This is a genomic window from Synechococcus sp. R65.1, assembly GCF_047461755.1.
Classification (GTDB): domain Bacteria; phylum Cyanobacteriota; class Cyanobacteriia; order Thermostichales; family Thermostichaceae; genus Thermostichus.
On sequence record NZ_JANSHU010000016.1, the window covers coordinates 1 to 18,016 of the forward strand.

Sequence of the window (18,016 nt, forward strand, 5' to 3'; positions counted from 1 at the left end):
AGGGATCCCAACCAGCTTTGTTGGAGCGCTTTCTGGGCGGGAGTGAGCTCAGGCAAGGCCTCCAGGGTGTACACATCCGGGCGGGGCGGATCCAAGGGGATCCAGAAGTGCTTTAACTGATTGCCTTGGAAGACGCTAAGACAAATGGTTTGGTGGGGCTGATAGGCTGCCAGGCGCTCCGGCAAGGTGGCGGCGCTTACCCGGAGGCCATCCAAAGCCACCAGCTCGTCGCCAGCCCAGATGCCTGCTTTTTGAGCCGGGGAGCCCATCTCGACGGCGCTGATGCGGTTGCCCTCGCCGTTGAAGTTCAAGCCCAGGTAGGGAGGAGGGTTGGGGCGGCTAAAGTGGGCCTTGAGGGTGAGGCCAAACGGATGGAGGTAGGTGTCGTAGTCCAGTTCTTCCGTGCCTTCCACGTAGGCGGCAAAAAAGCGCCCAAGGTCGACACCGGCTGCTCGCTCAAAGGCCTCCCGCAAGTCCTGGTAAGTATAGCCTTTCTCAAACCGGCCAAAGCGCTGCCACAGATCCCGCAGGGCCGTGTCCAGGGATCCCCGTCCCCCTGAAAGGTGGCGAATGTGCAGATCTAGCAGCCAGCAGACTAAAGCGCCCTTGAGGTAATAGGAAACCTGGCTGTTGAGGCTATTTTCGTGGGGGCGGTAGAGCTTGATCCAAGCATCGAAACTGGCCTCCTGCAGCGATTGTACGACTCGACCTGGCGTGCGCTGTAGCCGGCTAATTTGCTCAGATAGGATCTGCAAAAACTCTTTGGCACTGAGGATCCCTGCTCGCAGCAAGATAACATTTTCGTAGTAGCTGGTTGCCCCCTCGCAAAACCACAGACAGTCCACGTAGTTTTCTTGGTTGTAGTTAATTTTCTCCAAAGCCAGAGGGCGCAGCCGCTTGACGTTCCAAGCATGGAAAAGCTCATGGGCCAGCAGCGCCAAAAAGCGGCGGTAGGACTGAGGCTGATGCAGCTCTAGTCCAGAATAGTTGAGGGTGGCACTGTACTTGTGTTCTAGGCCACCAAATCCCCCGGCCGACAAATGCACAATAAACCAGTAGCGGTCGTAGGGCAGCCCGCCAAAAAACGCTGCCGTGGTTCGGACAATTTTCTCGGCATCGGCCACTGCTTGATCCAAATTCAGGGTGCCCGCTCCCCAGACCACGAAGTAGTGCGGGATCCCTTCCACTGCAAACGAGCGCAACTGGTGCAAGCCCACTTCCACTGGGCTGTCTGCCAGCTCGTCGTAGTCTTCAGCAAAGAAAGACTGGCCAGCGCTAGGATCCCCTGGGGAAGGAGAGGCCAGGGGCCGCAGGCTGGTGGCAATGCGCCAGTCGGGGTGGGGAGGGATCACGGTCAGCGTATAGGGCTCCCGCTCGCGGCCAGGCACGTAGAGAAAGAGCGCCGCCCCATTGAAATAGGCGTGGGTGAGATCCAGATGGTTGGTGCGCACCGTCAGCTCATAGGCATAGACCCGATAGCGGACTGTAACCGCCGAACACCCAGGTGGATCGACCTCCCAGGTGTTTTTATCAACCTTTCGCCAGGCCAAAGGGCTCCCCTGCTCGCTCAGGGCCTGAAACTCCTGTACATGGCGGGCATGCTCCCGCACTAGGTAGGATCCCGGCGTCCACACTGGCAGCCGCAGCCGCAGGGGCACCTCTGGTTCCACTTCGCGAATCTGCAGCTCCACCTCCAAGAGGTGACTGGCTGGCTCTGGCATCCGCACCGTAAAGTGCTGGCGGCTAGGGCGAGAAGGGGTGGCAACCTCAGCCGGCGGGATCCCCATACAACCTTCCCTTGTCGCAACAAAGGAACGTAGCTCTGGCTACAAAGATATCCAGGCAGAGTCTCTTAAGTTTAGGGTAGTCTCTGAGTCGTGGGCAGCTCGATCCAGGTGCCCCAAGCTAACCTCTGGGGTTGATCCTAGAGATAAACTGACCTTGAAAGGTTGACAAATCTCGTGGTGGCCGTCGCAGAAAAATCTCTCATTGCAGCTTTTAAGCAGCTAGGAGGATCTCGCCATCCTCCGGTTATCGAGACTTATGAACGCGGCAAGACCATTTTTCTCCCCGGCGATCCGGCGGAGCGGGTTTACTTTTTGGTCAAAGGGGCGGTTAAGCTCTCGCGGGTGTACGAAAGGGGGGAAGAAATTACCGTTGCCCTCCTGCGGGAGAACAGTATTTTTGGTGTGCTCTCCTTCATTACCGGGCAGCGCTCCGACCGCTTCTATCACGCCGTAGCTTTTACTCGCGTCGAGCTGCTTTCTCTGCCCATCGAACAGGTGGAAAAGTCTGTACGGGAGAACGCTGAGCTGGCCATGTTGCTGCTCAAGAGCTTGGCTTCCCGTATCCTGCAGACAGAGATGATGATTGAAACCCTGGCCCACCGCGACATGGCCTCCCGCCTAGTTAGCTTTTTGTTGATCCTCTGCCGCGACTTCGGGGTGCCTGGCCCCAATGGCGTAACCATCGACCTCAAGCTATCTCACCAGGCCATTGCCGAAGCCATCGGATCAACCCGCGTCACCATTACCCGTCTCTTGGGAGAGTTGCGCAAGAAAAACTACATTTCTATCCACAAGAAGAAGATCACTGTCCACGACCCCATCCAGCTTGGCCATCGCTTTGCCTAGGGGGCCAGCCCTCAACGGCTGAGAGACCCCTGCTAGGAGGCGGGCAGCTGAGCCAGGGCAGCCAGGATCTTTTCCCCCATTTCCCGGCAGCCGACCAGGGTCATCCCCTCCGAGTAGATGTCGGCGGTGCGGTAGCCCTGGGCCAAAACCGCCTCGACGGCCTGTTCGATGCGGTCAGCAGCTTGGGGCTGATCCAAGGAGTAGCGCAGTAGCATTGCCCCAGAAAGCACCTGGGCAATGGGGTTGGCCTTGTCTTGGCCGGCAATATCCGGAGCTGAGCCATGGACTGGCTCATAGAGGCCTGGGCCGGTAGCTCCCAGAGAGGCAGAAGGCAACATGCCAATGGAGCCAGTTAGCATGGCCGCCTCGTCGGAGAGGATATCCCCAAAGAGGTTTTCTGTCAGGATGACGTCAAACTGCTTTGGCCAGCGCACCAACTGCATGGCCGCGTTGTCGACATAGAGGTGGGAAAGCTCTACGTCAGGGTATTCGGCGGCAATGGCGGTAACCCGCTCCCGCCACAGTTGCGACACCTCCAGCACATTGGCCTTATCCACCGAGCAAAGCTTGCGCCGTCGCTTGCGGGCCAGTTCAAAAGCTACGCGGGCAATGCGATCCACCTCGGCCTCGCTGTAGGCCATAGTGTTGACGCCGCGGCGGGATCCCTGGGCATCGACGAAGATCCCGCGGGGCTGACCAAAGTAGATGCCGCCGGTGAGCTCGCGTACCACCACCAGGTCGATCCCAGCAACCACCTCCGGCTTTAGGGAGGAGGCCTGCACCAGTTGGGGGAAGATCTTCACGGGGCGCAAGTTGGCAAATAGCCCCAAGCCGGCCCGCAAGCCCAGCAAAGCCTGCTCCGGTCGCTTCTGGCGCGGCAGGGTATCGTACTTAAAGTCGCCAACCGCTGCCAAGTAAACGGCATCGCTTTCCTGGGCCATTTTCAAGGTCTCCGGGGGCAAGGGATCCCCCGTGGCCTCGTAGGCTGCTCCGCCAATTAGGCCCTCCTGCCACTGGAGGGAAAACCCCATCTGAGCGGCAACGGCGTCCAAAACTGCCCGACCCACCTGCATAATCTCAGGGCCGATCCCATCGCCGGCTAGGGCAGTAATCCGATAGGTTTGAGCAGCAGAAGAAGAAACGCTCATGGGCGATCCCCGCAAGAGGAGTGCGTAGCGATATTACCATCCCCTTGCCCACAGGTTTGCCGAAAAGTCCCCTGGGAAAGTTCCCCTAAAAAAAGTGCAGCTTGGCCATCGGCCTGCTGCACCTAGAGTTATCAATATTCGGCTCTCTAGAACAGGCCCAGGGTAACCCACTTGTCCAGCGGCAGAGTGGCGCCAATGCCTAGATACAGGGTTACCAAAGTGCCAATCAAAAACACCGTCGTCGCCACTGGACGGCGCAGCGGGTTCTGGAACTTGTTGACGTTTTCAATGAAAGGCACAAACAAAAGGCCCACGGGAATAGCCAACATCAGGGCAATGCCCAGCAGCTTACTGGGAACAACGCGCAAAATGTGGAACACAGGGTAGAGGTACCACTCGGGAAGAATTTCCAGGGGCGTGGCAAAGGGGTCTGCCGGCTCGCCTACACCCGCGGGATCCATGACCGCCAGACCGACAATCACCCCAATAGTGCCCAGGATAACCACCGGGAACATAAAGAGCAAGTCGTTAGGCCAAGCGGGCTCCCCGTAGGTCATGTGGCCCATGTTCTTCTTCAGCTTGGCCAAAACTTTGGGGTTGTCCAGGTCAACTTTGCGTGTAATAACCTCAGTCGCCAGCGCTTGCTTCGAGACAGGCATAGCAGTTCTCCTTGTCTGGGGCAAAAGGGTTGAGCAAGGGAAAGTAGGGGATCCGACCAGCCCTGGATCACAGGGGTCCAGAAATGCCCTGGCGGCGGATCATCAAAAAGTGCATGGTCATGAAGACCGCCGTCAGCCAAGGCAGGACAAAGGTGTGCAAGCTGTAGAAACGAGTGAGGGTAGCTTGGCCAACAGCCTCGCCACCGCGGATAAGCTGAACCAGGGCATCACCCACCACCGGGATAGCGCTGGGCACTCCCGAGACGATCTTGACTGCCCAGTAGCCCACCTGATCCCAGGGCAGAGAGTAGCCCGTAACCCCGAAAGAAACCGTCAGCACCGCCAAGATCACGCCGGTGACCCAGGTCAGTTCGCGGGGCTTTTTAAACCCACCGGTCAGGTAAACCCGGAAGGTGTGCAGAATCATCATCAACACCATCATGGAGGCGCTCCAGCGGTGGATGGAGCGCAGCAGCCAGCCGAAGTTGACCTGGGTCATGATGTAGTTGACCGACTCAAAGGCCTCGGCCACCGTCGGACGGTAGTAAAACGTCATGGCAAAGCCGGTGGCAAACTGAATGAGAAAGCACACCAGCGTGATGCCGCCAAGGCAATAGAAGATGTTAACGTGCGGCGGGATGAATTTTCCGGTTGCGTCGTCGACGAAGGGCGTAATCTCTAGCCGCTCGTCTAGCCAGTCGTAAACTTTGCCCATGGTACCTTTCTTTCCAATTTCTCGGTATCTCCCCGGCGGGAGAAAGTCACTCCACCGTGGAGGACAGCCCCACCTCAACCAGCACTGTAACACAATTTGTTAACGACTTCCTTAAGTTAGGCTCAGCTCGGGGGCAGGAATCCGCATTCTCGCTGGCAAAACAGGTTTCGATATTGCGTCTTGTTCATATTCCTTAACTTTTCTTAGCGTCTTGCCGTCTATGGTTGCGCCAAAGCCAAGGAAGAGAGAGTGGGGGATCCGCTGGGTTCTCCGCATTCTGCTGCTGGGGTGCCTGCTCTGGGCAAGTTTAGGCACTGATGCCTACCAAGCTCAGGCCAGCCGCTGGGGAGAAGAGCAGCAACTGCTGGCCCAGGCTTGGGCCTATGTGGATCGGGCCTACGTGGATCCGGGGTTTAACGGACAAAACTGGTGGCAGGTGCGGCAGCGTTTTCTGGCGCGGCCCTTGAAGAATCGTCAGGAAACCTATCGGGCCATTGAGGAGATGTTGGCCACCTTGGGGGATCCCTACACCCGCTTTTTGGATCGGGAGCACTACCTCAGTCTGCAGACCTCTACTGCCGGCGAGCTGAGCGGTGTTGGCCTGCAGATTGCCATCGACGAGCAGGGGGCGGTGCGGGTTATTGCTCCCATGGAGGGCACCCCTGCCGAGCGGGCCGGGATCCAGCCCCAGGATGAGATCTTGGCAGTGGATCAGGTGCCAGTGGCGGGGCTGAGCTTGGACGAGGTGGCAGAGCGCATGCGCGGCCCTAGCGGTACAACCGTTAGCCTGCGGCTAAGGCGGCAGGGGCGCATCTGGGAGGTGGAGCTGGTGCGGCAGTCAATCCTCATTAACCCGGTGCGCACAGCTTTCTTTGAGCTGCCCCAGGGATTGGTGGCCTACATCCGCCTCAGCCAGTTCAACGGCAATGCAGCCACCCAAGTGCGCCAGGCTATCCAGGCGGCAGAAGCCCGAGGGGTGCGGGGCTACCTCCTGGATCTGCGCAACAACCCCGGAGGACTGCTGCAGGCGGCCATTGAGATTGCCCGCTTTTGGATCCCCAAGGGCAACATCGTGCTGGTGAAGGATCGCCACGGCATTCTAGAAGGCATTCCTGCCACCGGCGAAATTCTCACCCAGGCGCCGCTAGTGGTTTTGGTCAATCAAGGCAGTGCCAGCGCTAGCGAAGTCTTGGCGGGGGCATTGCAGGACAGCGGGCGGGCGCAACTGGTGGGAACGCGCACCTTCGGCAAGGGGCTGATCCAATCCCTGCTGGAGCTGGCAGATGGCTCAGGGCTGGCCGTGACGACTGCCAAATACCTCACCCCCAACGGCCGCGACATTCACCGCCAAGGGATCCAGCCCGATGTGGTGGTGGGCGAGGGCCCCGTTCCGCTAACGGCAGAAACCCTGGGCGGCCCTGAGGATCGCCAGTTGCAGCGGGCTCTGGAACTGCTGGGGGCAACGGGGATCCCCACCTGAGGCATCTGCTGCAGGGATTGGGGTGCCTGTTTGTCTTCGATTCGGTTTAGGATCGGGCTTGGTGTCAACTCAGCCCTGCTCTCGAGCCCTTTGGCATGAACGCCCTCCACCAGTTTCACCACTTCTTTAACTGCTGTATTGGCGCCTGGCACACCGAGCGCACCTATCACTACCTGGATCGAGGGGAGGTGGAGCGCTCGCGCACCGAGTTCACCATTCGCACCCTCACCCCTGAGCTCAAGGAGAAGGTCCTGGCCGACAACAACTACCCCAACCACGGCGTCGACAGCTTCCTGGGCTTTCACCTTGCCTTTGAGACTGTCTCCGAAAAGGGGGAGGAGGTCGGGCAAGAGCTAAACATGTTGTTTGTGCCCCGGCGAGAGGGCCCCCGCGGGCTGGAAGGCGACTACCTGCGCGATCGCGCCTATGAGGAAGAGCGGCCCATGGTGGCCGACTTCCGCTTTGATCCGGGATCCCTGCAACTGGTGATGACCACCACCTACACCCACGTTGTTTCCGTAGATACCATCACCCTGCTCAACCCCCGCCTGCGCCTGCGGCAGATCCTCAACTACCGGCGCCCACCTCAAGGCCAGCCGCTGCAGGAGGTACTCCTGGTGGGGTTTGGGGTGGAACAAAAGCTGACCTAGGGAGGCTGCGTGGACTCCGAGTCGATCCCGGCCCCAGACTTGCCCTTGCCCCAATACCTGGCCCGAATTCAAGCCAGCTTTGAGCGGGGACAATACCGACAGGCCTTGGAGGAGGCCAAACAGGCCCAAGGCCGCTATCCCCAGGCAGGCCAGCTGCGGCTCTGGCAGGCCTTGGCGCAGGAGGCGCTTGGAGAAACCGAGGAGGCCGTCCGCCTGGTGCAGAGCTTGCTATATAGTCCAGATCCCGAGCTTGCCCAACAGGCGCGCTATGTGTTGAGCATCTGGCAGGCTCCCCGTCTACGCCGCCCAGCGGAGTGGTTGATCCAAATCCCCGATCTCAGCCACCTGGAAGAGGCCAAGCCCGAAAGCCGACTTCTAGTCTATGAACGCCCTCGCCCGCGGGGATCTCGGCCCACGTCCCCCGCTCCCCTCCCTTCCCAGGCCGCTCCCTTGGTGAATACCCAACGGCTGAATTGGGTGTTGATTGGAATCCTCTCGGCCTTGCTGGCAACCCTGGCCTGGCTGCCCTAGCTTAGCGGCTGCCAAGAGGGAATCCTCTCGCCGATGCCCAGCACAGGAGAGATACTGGAAACAGGGAGCTGGCGGGTTAACAGCAGGCAGAAGCGGAGGTTGACGGTGGCGGCACAGACTTTGGTTATGGAGGCAGTAGAGCGGCTGGGCCTGCGGGTTACGTTGGGAGACATCGCCTCCACCACAGGCCTGGCCTTAGAGGAGGCCAAGCAAGAGCTGCTGCAGTTGGCCCAAAAGGCAGGGGGGCATCTTCAGGTTTCGCGGCAGGGAGAGATCGCCTACGTTTTCCCGCCAGACTTTCGCAGCATTCTCCAGCGCAAGGAGCAACAGGACCGGCTGGCAGCCCTGCGGCGCCGGCTTTGGGGAGGGTTTCTCTACGGCCTGCGCATTTCCTTTGGCATCCTGCTGGTAGTGTCAATTGTCCTCATTACTCTGGCCCTGATGGCTCTGCAGAGCAGTAGGAGTAGCCGTGAGGAGGATAGCCGCAGCCGCTCGGGAGGGGTGGGGCTCTTCTACGTTCCCGACCTGTGGGTAGGCAACCCCTTCTGGGGTCCCTACGAGAGCTATTCCGGTCAGGCGCAACCCCGACAGGAAAAGTCGGAGATGAACTTTCTCGAGGCGGTCTACAGCTTCCTGTTTGGCGACGGGGATCCCAATGCCAACCTGGAAGAAGAACGCTATGCCCTCATTGGCCAGCTCATCCGTGCCAATGGGGGAGTCATTGCCGCCGAGCAGGTGTTGCCCTACCTGGATGTGGAGCCGGGATCCCCCGCCCTGGAGTACGAAGACTACATGCTGCCCATTTTGCTCAAGTTTGACGGCCAGCCGGAGGTAAGCGAGGAGGGGGATATCGTCTATCGCTTTCCAGAGCTGCAGGTAACGGCCGCCGAAGGCCCACGGCAGCGGTTTCCCGAGGTGTTGCAAGAAAAACCTTGGGTGTTTAGCCGCGCCACCCCTGGGCAGCTGGCCCTAGCCGCCGGCTTGGGTGTGCTCAATTTCTTCTTGGCGGCCATTCTCTATGGGGCGCGGGAGGAGGTGGCCGCTGCCGCTGGGAGCAATGCCTTTTTGGCGGCTATCTACCCACTGATTGGATTCCTCTTCCTCTACGGCACGCTGTTTTTGGCCGTGCCCACGGTGCGTTGGTTGACCTTGCAATTCCGCAACCAGGGAGTGGAGCGCCGCAATCGCATTCGGCGGTTTTGGCAAGAGCAACTGCAGCGTCCCTCGGAGGTGCTGCGGCGCAAGCTCGACTTTGCCCGCCACTTCCGCCGCCAGGAGGTGGTGCAGGAAGCGGACACCATCTACTCTACTGACCGGGATCTCCTTGAGCAGCGGGACTACCGCTTGGACGAGCCGGCTTTCCGTCAGCTTGTGCAGCAAGAACAGGCCCTGGAAGCCGAGTCAAAGAGCTAGGGAGGGGTTAGCCTGCGCCCACGAGTCATGTCCACTGTCGGCAGCCAACGAGGGATCCCGACCCGCCTGGGGATCGATGTGGGAGGCACTTTTACCGATCTGGTGCTGCTGCAGGAGGGCCAGATCCGGACAGCCAAGGTCCTCTCCACCCCTAGCCCGGAAGAGGGGGTCTTCGCTGCCCTGGACAAGCTGGGCCCAGTTGAGGTGGACGTGTTCTGCCATGGCATGACCGTGGCCACCAACGCCCTCCTGGAGCGCAAGGGATCCCCCACTCTCTTTTTGACCACGGCGGGCTTTCGGGATGTGCTGGCCATTGGCCGCCAAAACCGTCCTTCCCTTTACGACCTCACTCAGCCCAAGCCGGAGCCGGTGGTGCCCCGCCACCACTGCCTGGAGGTGAAGGAGCGCTGCAGCGCCAGTGGCGTGGTCGAGCCGCTAACTGAGGAGGAGATCCAGCGTGTAGTCCGGGAAGTGGGGGAGCGGGTACAGCGGGATGGAATCCGCGCCGTGGGGGTGGGGTTTCTGTTTTCTTTCCTCTATCCAGAACACGAGCAGCGCTTGGGGGCGGCTTTGCGACAGGCCTTTCCCAGCTTGCATGTTTCCCTCTCCTGCGAGGTGGCGCCAGAGTTTCGGGAATACGAGCGCTTCAGCACCACGGCCATTGATGCCTACCTCAGCCCAGCGCTGGCGGGCTACCTCCACCGCTTGGCCCAGGGCTGCCGGCAGCGAGGGATCCCCGAACCCCTGATCATGCAATCCTCCGGCGGCGTCACCTCCATTGCTCAGGCAGCAGCCCACGCCTCGGTGGCGCTGCTTTCGGGGCCGGCGGGCGGCGTTTACGGAGCGGCCTACCTGGGCCGGCTGAGTGGCTACTCCCATCTGCTTAGCCTGGACATGGGAGGGACCAGCACCGATGTGGCCCTCATTCAAGACGGCATCCCCCAGGTTACCCCGTCAGCGGTAGTGTGCGGCCTGCCGGTGCAGCAGCCCCAGATCGACATCCACACGGTCAGTGCCGGCGGCGGATCCCTGGCCTCCCTGCTACCCGGGGGCGGGCTGCAGGTGGGGCCGGAAAGTGCCGGCTCCAACCCTGGGCCGGCCTGCTACGGTCGGGGGGGAACGGCTCCCACGGTAACCGATGCCAACCTCTGGCTGGGCTACCTGCCGGATGGGGGCTGGCTGGGGGATGCCGTTTGCCTACGGCGAGACTTGGCTGGCCAGGCCCTCAGAACGCTCGCGGAGCCCTTGGGCTTGAGTTTGGAGGAGACGGCCGTTGGCATTCGCACCCTAGCCAATGTGGCCATGGCACGGGCTTTGCGGGTCATCAGCGTGGAGCGAGGCTTGGATCCCGCCCATTTTGCCCTGCTGGCCTTTGGCGGAGCTGGGCCCATGCATGCCTGTGCTTTAGCAGAAGAGCTGGGGATCCGCCGCATCTTGATCCCGGCCTTTGCCGGTGTCCTCTCGGCGCTGGGCATGGCTTTGGCCGATCTGCGGCGGGACTACCGGCGGGCCGTCCTGCAGCCGCTGCGGCAGCTAGAGGGGGAGGGGGGAGGATCCCTTCTGGCTCAGTGGGCTGAGCCCCTCATCCGCCAGGCACAAGCCGACCTGCAAGAGCCGGAGCTCTCCTTGAGTCTGGATCTGCGCTACCGCGGCCAGTCCTTTGAGCTGGAGATCCCAGCCCAGTTGTCGGATCCGGTTTCCCGCCTCGAGCAGCGGTTTCACCAAGCCCACCGCCAGCGCTACGGCTGGCAGGATCCTGACCAAGAGGTGGAGGTGATCCAGTTGCGCCTACGGGCGGTGCAGGCCTTGCCTCGTGTCCCTCTGCAGGCCCCCCCACCCTTGCCGGGGGATCCCCTCCAGGGGAAACGAGAGGCCTGGTTCGGCGGCCGGATGCGGCCGGTACCCGTCTACAATCGGCGGCACATGGGGGTGGGGTTTCAACTGTGCGGGCCGGCGATTGTGGAGATGCCGGAGGCTACCGTGGTGATTGAAGCCGGTTGGACCGGCAGCATCGACGCCGTAGGCACGCTGGTCTTAAGCTGCGAGTAGAGAGGGCGGACGATGGGATTCGAACCCACGAGTGGAGGAACCACAATCCTCTGCCTTAACCACTTGGCTACGCCCGCCAGGACCCTAATCCAGCTTAGCATGTAGCAAGTGGAACAGAACCGCAAGGGTTGAAGCGCCCCACCATGTTGCCCAGAGCCGAACTACTGAAAGGAGCGGAGTATCGAGAAACCTTGGCGCGCATCCTAGACCTAGGAGAGCAGGCCCTGAAAACTTGGCAGGTGGTCTACAGCGATTTTCTCTCGCCGCCGGAGATTGCCGCCGTCCAAAGCCGATTGAACAAGCTAGCCGAACTGCAGGTGGTGGCCTGGGGAGGCTATGCCCAGGCAGAGCGCCAGCGCCTGGCCCTGGCTCGCCCCGAGCTTGGTGTGGAGGCAGCAGGGATCCCGCTAGCGGCTATTGAAATTCAGGGGAACTTTCTCTTCGACCCAGCTACTCACGGCGACTTTTTAGAAGCCCTTCTGGCAACAGGAATTGCCGGCGAAAAGGTAGGAGACATTCTCGCGGTTGGAGAAGCAGGTGCGCAGGCTATCGTGGTACCTGAACTGGTGGACTATCTCAGCCTCAACCTGAAGCAAGTGCGCAGTGTGCCGGTCAAGGTTAGCTCCATCCCTCTCAACCAATTAAAGGTGCAGCCGCCGCGGGTAAAGTCCATTACCAGTGTGGAAGCCTCTTTGCGCTTGGACGCAGTGGCTTCAGCCGGATTCGGCATCTCCCGCAGCAAAATGGTGGAAGAGATCCAGCGGGGAGACGTACGAGTCAACTGGAAGCCAGTTACCCAAGCCAGCTACCTCCTTAGCCCTCAGGATTGGATTGCCATCCGCGGTCGGGGTCGGCTGCAAATTGAAGAGGTGGTTGAGACGAAAAAAGGCCGCTTTCGGATCCAAATGAAGCGGTATTTCTAGGAGATCTCTTTGAGAAGAGCTGCCAGGGGCGCCCAGCGGGGATCCCCTGCCGGCGCAGCCGACTCCACCACAATACCTGGGCAATCGGGGCGACAGGGCAACTGGGTGGGCATCTCCAAATGCAGGTACTGGCGCATCAAGTCCTCCACATCCAGCTCACCGTTGGGGGGCAAGCTTTCCAGCAGATCCTCTTCCTCCTTCAGTTCCAGCTCCAGGGGTGGAGGGCCAGAGTTGGGCTCGCGAATGAGAATGATCTCCTCAACATCTAGCTCCAGCCGGTGGTTAAACTGCTGCAAGCAGCGGTGGCAAGTGAGAGTCACGATGGTGCGGGCCTGGGCCCTTACCTCAACAAAGTGTCTTCGGTGGCTGACCCGCAGGAATCCCTCCACCGGTGTCAGGCTCTCAAAGCCAGCGAAAAACTGCCGAAACCGTACCTCCTGGGTTTGGCCAGGCAGCTGCCGCAGCTCGGATAGACGAATTGGCTTCAGCATAGCCCCATTTCCCTCCAGACAGTTGGGGTCCCTTAGCTGCGCCCTCACTTACCCCGGCGCGGAGCCCGGCGGATGACCAAGCGGCGATCCGGCTCTTTACCTCGGCTAAAGGTTTCTAGGTCAGCATAGGCAGGGTCTTTGAGGAGCGTGTGGATTTGCCGCCGGTCGGCAGCCGAAAGGTGCTCGGGAAACTCGTACTCCCGACCACTTGCTCTTACTTTCTCCACCGCCGTAGCCACCAAAGCCTTCAACTCCTGCAAGCGGCGCTCTCGATAGCCGTCTAAGTCCAAGATATAGGGTTGTTGCTGGTCTTCTGGCTGGTTGAGGTTGAGAAGGGTGTTGGCCAGATATTGCAAAGCATCCAGCACTACTGGGGTACGCTCTTCGTCAACTTTAGTCTCCTTGGGGACGGGCCCTGGGGGCACTTTGGAAAGCAGGACTTGCTTTTGCACAGGCGTGAGAGAACTGGCCTCAATTTCAATCACCTCGCCCGCTACCCGCACTGCTGCCGGTATCCCCATGGCCGATAGCACCTGCTGCAACCACTCTCTAGCCCGTTCTCGCTGCTCGGCGGGAGAAAGCTTAGCTTGGAAAGGAGCAGCGGTCTCTTCAAACTGCGGGTGGGATTTCTTAGCGGCGGCTCCCCTTGGGGAACCTGTAGAAGACTCAGGGTGGCTCATCCCAACAGCTTCCAACTGCTGAAAGACTATCAACCAGTTAACTGCAAGCCCAGCCACCCAGCGGCCAGAGAACTGCTTAGGGCTCAAAGGGCAAAGATTCCCGAGATCCCCCAGCGGCTTTGGGTTTTACTGCTCGGTCTACCTCCTTACTGACCTGGGCAGCACGGCGCCGTTCCTCTTCCACCAACTGCTGCAGGCTCTCTGGCAAAGGCTCTCGCGAGAGCAAGAAGGTCTGCAGCGTCTGGAAAATGCTGGAGACGAGGATATAGAGCAAAACCCCAGCCGGCAAGGGGAAAAATAGAAACATCGCCGAGAACAGCACCGGGGTAATGCGGGCCATCGAGCTCTGGCTGGGATCCTCCTGGCCGGTATTGGTCAGGGCCTGGTTGAGGTAGATGGAAAGGCCAAAGAGGGCGACCATGGCGATGATATCCCAGTGGATGGTTCCATCGGGGTCAAAAGCGCCAACGCGGCCCAGCTTATCAATAAACAGAAAGCCAGTATCTGAGGCCAAGCCTGGAATCGAGACCTGCAGCGCTACCTCCCCCGGCTGCAGGGCCAGCAAGGTGCCATCGGGCTGGAGCTGGACCCGCTCCTCTCCCTTGACGATCTTCCAAGTTGGCTGCAACAGCTTGGGGTCTCCCCCCGCTTCGGTTACCAGTTGCTCGAAGGGTTTGCCCCCTGGCCCTTGCAGCATCCACTGCACCTGCTCCCCTACGGCAACCTTGGTACCCTTAGGCACCACCAGCACCACCGGCTTGTGGACTGAGTCGGCGACGAAGATGTTCTTGCTGGAGCTGACGTAGGGGGTGGGTACCACCTCAGCCGCCACCTCTGCTGGCAAGATCTGCAGGTTGACGTCGTAGGTTACCGCCGCAAACGGGGATCCCCGCAGCGTGGCAAAGAGCGCAAACAGCACTGGCATTTGAATAAGCAGCGGCAGGCACCCCCCAAGCGGGTTAACCCCTAGTTCGCTGTAGAGTTTGGCCTGGGCCTCGCGCAGCTTTTGCGGGTCGTCGCGGTACCTCTCCTGGATCTCTCGCATCCGCCGCTGCATCACCGGGCTAATGACTTTCATGCGCCGCATGTTGCGGATGGACCCGGCATTGAGGGGGTAGAGGGCAAAGCGGATCACCAATGTCAGAAAGATGATGGCCAGACCATAGCTGGGCACGATCCCGTAGAAAAAATCCAGGATCGGCAGCATGACATTGTTGGAGAGAAATCCGACTCCGAAGTCCATGGGGGGTGGTGGCAAACGTCCGTAACCCATTGTAATGGTTTCCGACCTCCTGACGAGGGCTCTTTCCCCATCCGGCGATGAGCGCTGGTCGAAGTTGCATCCCCCGCGAGCCCCCCGGCAACCCGTTTTGAGGGGTAGAAACCAGCAAAAAAGAGGGGCAAACCGCCCCTCCCCTCTTTTGCAGCTTCGGCAGAGAGCAGGGAAAAAACGCCTCTTCCCCACCTCTACTTGATCTTGACCGTGGCGCCGGCTTCTTCCAGCTTTTTCTTGATCTCGCTGGCCTCCTCCTTGGAGACTCCCTCCTTAACTGCTTTGGGAGCAGCTTCCACGAGATCCTTGGCATCCTTTAGGCCTAAGCCGGTTAGCTCGCGCACCACCTTAAGAACGGCAATCTTCTTGTCGGCAGGAACAGCCTCGAGAATGACATCAAAAGCCGTTTGCTCCTCTACCGGCTCAGCCGGCGCTGCTGGTGCCGGTGCCGCTGCTGCCGCCACGGGAGCAGCCATGACCATGCCGCCTACCGGTGCAGCTGCACTGACGCCAAAGGTCTCTTCAATGGCTTTCACCAGCTCGGCAGCTTCCAACAAAGTCAAGGTCTTCAGCTCTTCCAGGATGCTTTGAACACGCTCTGAAGCCATGGTTGTGTCTCCTTAGGTAACAAGAAGTAGCAGGGTGCAATTGAGCCGTTGGCCCATCGAAGCAGCTGCCTTCAGGCCGCCTCCTTGTCGGCAATGGCTCGCACAGCCCGCGCCAGCGAGGCCGGGATCTCGTGGATACCGCGGGCCACCTGGCTAGGCACAGCATTGAGCCCAACCGCCAGTCGGGTGGCTACTAGCTTAAGGCTGCCTGCCACTTGGGCCAGGAGCACCTCCTTAGGCGGCAGGTCAGCAATGGCCTTGGCCTGATCCAAGGTCAGAGACAGCCCCTCAGCGGCAGCACCGCGAAACTCAGTCTTCTTGGTTTGCCGGGCAAAGTCTTGATACGCCTTCAGGGCCGCCGCGATATTGCCCCGGATCAGGATAAAAGCCGTTGGCCCGGACAAGAAAGGCAGGATCCCTGCCCAAGCCTTAAGGTCAGCAACGGCCCGCCGCATCAGGGTATTTTTAACCACCATACAGACGGCGTCTGCTTTGCGCAGCTCCGCCCGCAGCTGGTTCATCTCAGCAACGGTTAGACCTTTGTAGTCGATGACCAGCACCATTTGGCTAGCTTGCAACAGGGATCGAACCTCATCGACTACCTCTGCTTTCTTTGCTAAGGATTGCTTGCCCACGCGCTCACCTCCTCGATTGTCTGTAATGTGGTTGCCACTGCAAAAGGAATGCGCCCCAGCCTCCGCCGAGACGCATTTGGGCAAGCATAAGCTTCGGGAATTTTTCCCACTCTACCCAAGCCTCGGCAGGAGATTAAGCCACTTGGCGCCTGCTGTCTTCGGCTCCCTATTCAGCTGTGGAAAGGTTTTCTATTTGATCCCTCCTTGGCCAAAATTTGTCCTAACGCCAGACCTAGGCAACTAACTTTAACTCCCGCAGGGCATTGACATCAACCTCGATGGAGGGACCCATCGTAGCACAAATATGCATAGTTCGCCAGTACTTGCCCTTTGCCCCAGGGGGACGGTTGCGGTCAATCGACTCCTGCACTGCCTTTAGGTTTTCTAGCAGCGCCTCAACCGGAAACTGACACTTGCCGAAGATTAAATGGACAATGCCAGTTTTGTCCGCCCGGTACTCCAGCTTGCCAGCCTTGAACTCCTTAATGGCCTGGGCCAGATCCATGGTAACTGTTCCCCCCTTAGGAGAAGGCATCAGGCCGCGCGGCCCCAACAGGCGCCCCAGCTTGGCCACCTGGGGCATCACATCGGGAGTGGCAATCAGCAGGTCGAAATCGATCACGCCCTTGCTGATTTCCTCGATGAGATCCTCAAACCCCACTCGGTCAGCCCCAGCATTCTGGGCTTCCACCACCTTTTCGCCGCGGGCAATTACCGCTACTCGAATTTCTTGCCCAGTGCCGCGTGGCAAAACCACCGTAGAGCGCAGCTGCTGGTCAGCATATTTGGGATCGATCCCCAGGCGAATGTGAACCTCAGCCGCCTCGTCAAATTTGGCAGTGGCTGTCTCCTTCATGAGGGCAATGGCTTCAGCGGGGGGATAGGGGATGGGCTTGATCTTCTCCCGCAAAGCCTGCATGCGTTTGGACAGTTTTCGAGCCATAACTTCTCCTCGGGGTTCTGGCGAGAACTTCTCTCCCCCAAAACGACAAACAAGCTGGGCTAGCGGAGCCCTAGTCAACTATCGTTACTCCCATGCTCCGGGCAGTGCCGGCAATGATTCTCATCGCTGCCTCCACATCGTTGGTATTCAAATCTGGCAGCTTCTGCTCGGCAATCTGGCGCAGCTGTGCGCGGGTCAGGGATCCCACCTTGACTTTGTGGGGCTCGCTGGAGCCTGACTCAATGCCAAGGGCTTTCTTGATCAGCACCGAGGCTGGCGGCGTCTTAAGGACAAAGGTGAAGCTGCGATCGTCGTAGATGGAGATCTCGACCGGCACCACCATGCCCGCCTGATCCGCCGTTCTGGCATTGTACTCCTTGCAAAAGGCCATGATGTTGACCCCGTGCTGACCCAAGGCGGGGCCAATGGGGGGGGCGGGGGTGGCTTTGCCCGCCTGGATGGCCAGCTTGACTACTGCCACCAGTTTCTTAGCCATGCGACGCAGTTACACCTCTTTTCGCACTTGACCAAGCTCTAATTCTACTGGAGTATCCCGCCCAAAAATTGAGATCAAAGCCTTGAGCTTGCCCCGTTCTGGGCTGACATCCACCACCTCGCCGTAGAACCCCTGGAAGGGGCCAGACAGCACCTCAATGCGATCCCCAGGGGCCAGGTTAATCTTGAGGGGCACCGCCTCCACCTCAGCGGTGCTGAAGATGCGCTGAACTTCGCTGGGACTGAGGGGCCGCGGTGTCACATGCCCCCGACCGCGACCATAGGGCCGTCTCTGTTCCGTGCCAACGAAGTTGATGACATTGGGAGTGGTTTTCACCACCCGCCAGGTGTCGTCGTTGAGATCCATGCGCACGAGCACATAGCCGGGGAAAATCTTTTCCTCTTGCTCCTGGCGCTTGCCGGATCGATCCAGCTTGAAGCCCACCCGCTTTGGGATCACCACTTCGACGATTTGATCGGCCACATCCAGGGCTGCTGCCCGCTGCAGGAGAGTGCTTTTAACTTTGTTTTCGCAGCCAGCAGCCACCTGGACAGCGTACCAGCGCAAGTTGCGCTGGCTTTGACCTTCCCCTTCTTCCGCAGTCGTTTCTGTTTCCGCAGCTTCTAGGGGCTCAACGTAGTCTCTGCGGCGTCTCCGCCGCTGCTCTAACCCTGGGCTCATACTTCACC

At 59.9% G+C, this 18,016-nt stretch carries 19 protein-coding genes, 1 tRNA gene and 1 other annotated feature; of the genes, 7 read left to right on the plus strand and 13 right to left on the minus strand.

What is annotated here, in order from left to right:
• On the minus strand, positions 1-1,787 hold a 1,787-nt coding region (locus NW814_RS07855; RefSeq protein ID WP_414405857.1), incomplete at its 3' end, for a M61 family metallopeptidase.
• A 174-nt stretch (positions 1,788-1,961) separates the two neighbouring features.
• Here NW814_RS07855 and ntcA point away from each other — a divergent pair.
• Positions 1,962-2,633, plus strand: coding sequence for a global nitrogen regulator NtcA (ntcA, locus tag NW814_RS07860; protein ID WP_414405858.1), 672 nt, complete (start codon positions 1,962-1,964; stop codon positions 2,631-2,633).
• A gap of 32 nt (positions 2,634-2,665) precedes the next feature.
• On the opposite strand, the gene leuB is transcribed toward ntcA, so the two are convergent.
• The 3 genes from leuB to petB all read right to left on the minus strand — a co-directional run bounded on the left by leuB (position 2,666) and on the right by petB (position 5,155).
• Positions 2,666-3,781, minus strand: coding sequence for a 3-isopropylmalate dehydrogenase (leuB, locus tag NW814_RS07865; protein ID WP_414405859.1), 1,116 nt, complete (start codon positions 3,779-3,781; stop codon positions 2,666-2,668).
• Between the two features lie 146 nt (positions 3,782-3,927).
• Entirely contained in the window at positions 3,928-4,440 is a 513-nt protein-coding gene (gene petD / locus NW814_RS07870; protein WP_414405860.1) for a cytochrome b6-f complex subunit IV, read from the minus strand.
• Between the two features lie 67 nt (positions 4,441-4,507).
• On the minus strand, positions 4,508-5,155 hold the full coding sequence (gene petB, locus NW814_RS07875) for a cytochrome b6 (protein WP_414396519.1): 648 nt from the start codon (positions 5,153-5,155) through the stop codon (positions 4,508-4,510).
• A 220-nt stretch (positions 5,156-5,375) separates the two neighbouring features.
• Between petB and NW814_RS07880 the strand changes: the two genes are divergently transcribed.
• The 5 genes from NW814_RS07880 to NW814_RS07900 all read left to right on the plus strand — a co-directional run bounded on the left by NW814_RS07880 (position 5,376) and on the right by NW814_RS07900 (position 11,278).
• Positions 5,376-6,635: a S41 family peptidase gene (locus NW814_RS07880; protein WP_414405861.1), complete on the plus strand. Its 1,260-nt coding sequence runs from the start codon at positions 5,376-5,378 to the stop codon at positions 6,633-6,635.
• Positions 6,636-6,730: 95 nt separating this feature from the next.
• Complete coding sequence (locus NW814_RS07885) at positions 6,731-7,285, plus strand: phycobiliprotein lyase (RefSeq protein ID WP_414405862.1); 555 nt, start codon at positions 6,731-6,733, stop codon at positions 7,283-7,285.
• 9 nt (positions 7,286-7,294) lie between these two features.
• Positions 7,295-7,816, plus strand: coding sequence for a hypothetical protein (locus NW814_RS07890; RefSeq protein WP_414405863.1), 522 nt, complete (start codon positions 7,295-7,297; stop codon positions 7,814-7,816).
• Between the two features lie 105 nt (positions 7,817-7,921).
• A complete protein-coding gene (locus tag NW814_RS07895) occupies positions 7,922-9,229 on the plus strand; it encodes a hypothetical protein (RefSeq protein ID WP_414405864.1) in 1,308 nt (435 codons plus the stop codon).
• A gap of 27 nt (positions 9,230-9,256) precedes the next feature.
• On the plus strand, positions 9,257-11,278 hold the full coding sequence (locus tag NW814_RS07900) for a hydantoinase/oxoprolinase family protein (RefSeq protein ID WP_414405865.1): 2,022 nt from the start codon (positions 9,257-9,259) through the stop codon (positions 11,276-11,278).
• 4 nt (positions 11,279-11,282) lie between these two features.
• Here NW814_RS07900 and NW814_RS07905 read toward each other — a convergent pair.
• Positions 11,283-11,355, minus strand: a tRNA-His gene (locus tag NW814_RS07905).
• A 66-nt stretch (positions 11,356-11,421) separates the two neighbouring features.
• Here NW814_RS07905 and NW814_RS07910 point away from each other — a divergent pair.
• Complete coding sequence (locus tag NW814_RS07910; protein ID WP_414405866.1) at positions 11,422-12,201, plus strand: photosystem II S4 domain protein; 780 nt, start codon at positions 11,422-11,424, stop codon at positions 12,199-12,201.
• On the opposite strand, the gene NW814_RS07915 is transcribed toward NW814_RS07910, so the two are convergent.
• The 8 genes from NW814_RS07915 to nusG form a co-directional block, all read right to left on the minus strand.
• Complete coding sequence (locus NW814_RS07915) at positions 12,198-12,692, minus strand: YceD family protein (RefSeq protein ID WP_414405867.1); 495 nt, start codon at positions 12,690-12,692, stop codon at positions 12,198-12,200. The two genes, NW814_RS07910 and NW814_RS07915, sit on opposite strands and share 4 nt — an antisense overlap.
• Before the next feature lie 44 nt (positions 12,693-12,736).
• Positions 12,737-13,372: a protein jag gene (locus NW814_RS07920; protein ID WP_414405868.1), complete on the minus strand. Its 636-nt coding sequence runs from the start codon at positions 13,370-13,372 to the stop codon at positions 12,737-12,739.
• 76 nt (positions 13,373-13,448) lie between these two features.
• Positions 13,449-14,615 carry a membrane protein insertase YidC gene (gene yidC, locus NW814_RS07925; RefSeq protein ID WP_414405869.1) on the minus strand — a complete coding sequence of 389 codons (1,167 nt, stop codon included), beginning with the start codon at positions 14,613-14,615 and terminating at the stop codon, positions 13,449-13,451.
• 224 nt (positions 14,616-14,839) lie between these two features.
• Positions 14,840-15,253 carry a 50S ribosomal protein L7/L12 gene (gene rplL, locus NW814_RS07930; protein ID WP_414396495.1) on the minus strand — a complete coding sequence of 138 codons (414 nt, stop codon included), beginning with the start codon at positions 15,251-15,253 and terminating at the stop codon, positions 14,840-14,842.
• A gap of 71 nt (positions 15,254-15,324) precedes the next feature.
• Positions 15,325-15,888: a 50S ribosomal protein L10 gene (gene rplJ, locus NW814_RS07935; protein WP_414396493.1), complete on the minus strand. Its 564-nt coding sequence runs from the start codon at positions 15,886-15,888 to the stop codon at positions 15,325-15,327.
• A 35-nt stretch (positions 15,889-15,923) separates the two neighbouring features.
• Positions 15,924-16,068: a sequence feature (ribosomal protein L10 leader region), on the minus strand.
• A gap of 52 nt (positions 16,069-16,120) precedes the next feature.
• The gene (gene rplA / locus NW814_RS07940) at positions 16,121-16,831 is read right to left on the minus strand and encodes a 50S ribosomal protein L1 (protein WP_414396491.1); all 711 of its coding nucleotides are present in this window, start codon (positions 16,829-16,831) and stop codon (positions 16,121-16,123) included.
• A gap of 70 nt (positions 16,832-16,901) precedes the next feature.
• Positions 16,902-17,327 carry a 50S ribosomal protein L11 gene (gene rplK, locus NW814_RS07945; protein ID WP_414396490.1) on the minus strand — a complete coding sequence of 142 codons (426 nt, stop codon included), beginning with the start codon at positions 17,325-17,327 and terminating at the stop codon, positions 16,902-16,904.
• A gap of 9 nt (positions 17,328-17,336) precedes the next feature.
• A complete protein-coding gene (gene nusG / locus NW814_RS07950) occupies positions 17,337-18,008 on the minus strand; it encodes a transcription termination/antitermination protein NusG (protein WP_414405870.1) in 672 nt (223 codons plus the stop codon).
• Between the last annotated feature and the right edge of the window lie 8 nt (positions 18,009-18,016).

Bases quoted from the DNA above. Each gene is read 5' to 3' on its own strand.
- leuB (WP_414405859.1), bottom strand. From the start codon at position 3,781: ATGAGCGTTTCTTCTTCTGCTGCTCAAACCTATCGGATTACTGCCCTA.
- petD (WP_414405860.1), bottom strand. From the start codon at position 4,440: ATGCCTGTCTCGAAGCAAGCGCTGGCGACTGAGGTTATTACACGCAAA.
- petB (WP_414396519.1), bottom strand. From the start codon at position 5,155: ATGGGCAAAGTTTACGACTGGCTAGACGAGCGGCTAGAGATTACGCCC.
- NW814_RS07880 (WP_414405861.1), top strand. From the start codon at position 5,376: ATGGTTGCGCCAAAGCCAAGGAAGAGAGAGTGGGGGATCCGCTGGGTT.
- NW814_RS07885 (WP_414405862.1), top strand. From the start codon at position 6,731: ATGAACGCCCTCCACCAGTTTCACCACTTCTTTAACTGCTGTATTGGC.
- NW814_RS07900 (WP_414405865.1), top strand. From the start codon at position 9,257: ATGTCCACTGTCGGCAGCCAACGAGGGATCCCGACCCGCCTGGGGATC.
- NW814_RS07910 (WP_414405866.1), top strand. From the start codon at position 11,422: ATGTTGCCCAGAGCCGAACTACTGAAAGGAGCGGAGTATCGAGAAACC.
- NW814_RS07915 (WP_414405867.1), bottom strand. From the start codon at position 12,692: ATGCTGAAGCCAATTCGTCTATCCGAGCTGCGGCAGCTGCCTGGCCAA.
- NW814_RS07920 (WP_414405868.1), bottom strand. From the start codon at position 13,372: ATGAGCCACCCTGAGTCTTCTACAGGTTCCCCAAGGGGAGCCGCCGCT.
- yidC (WP_414405869.1), bottom strand. From the start codon at position 14,615: ATGGACTTCGGAGTCGGATTTCTCTCCAACAATGTCATGCTGCCGATC.
- rplL (WP_414396495.1), bottom strand. From the start codon at position 15,253: ATGGCTTCAGAGCGTGTTCAAAGCATCCTGGAAGAGCTGAAGACCTTG.
- rplA (WP_414396491.1), bottom strand. From the start codon at position 16,831: ATGGCTCGAAAACTGTCCAAACGCATGCAGGCTTTGCGGGAGAAGATC.
- rplK (WP_414396490.1), bottom strand. From the start codon at position 17,327: ATGGCTAAGAAACTGGTGGCAGTAGTCAAGCTGGCCATCCAGGCGGGC.
- nusG (WP_414405870.1), bottom strand. From the start codon at position 18,008: ATGAGCCCAGGGTTAGAGCAGCGGCGGAGACGCCGCAGAGACTACGTT.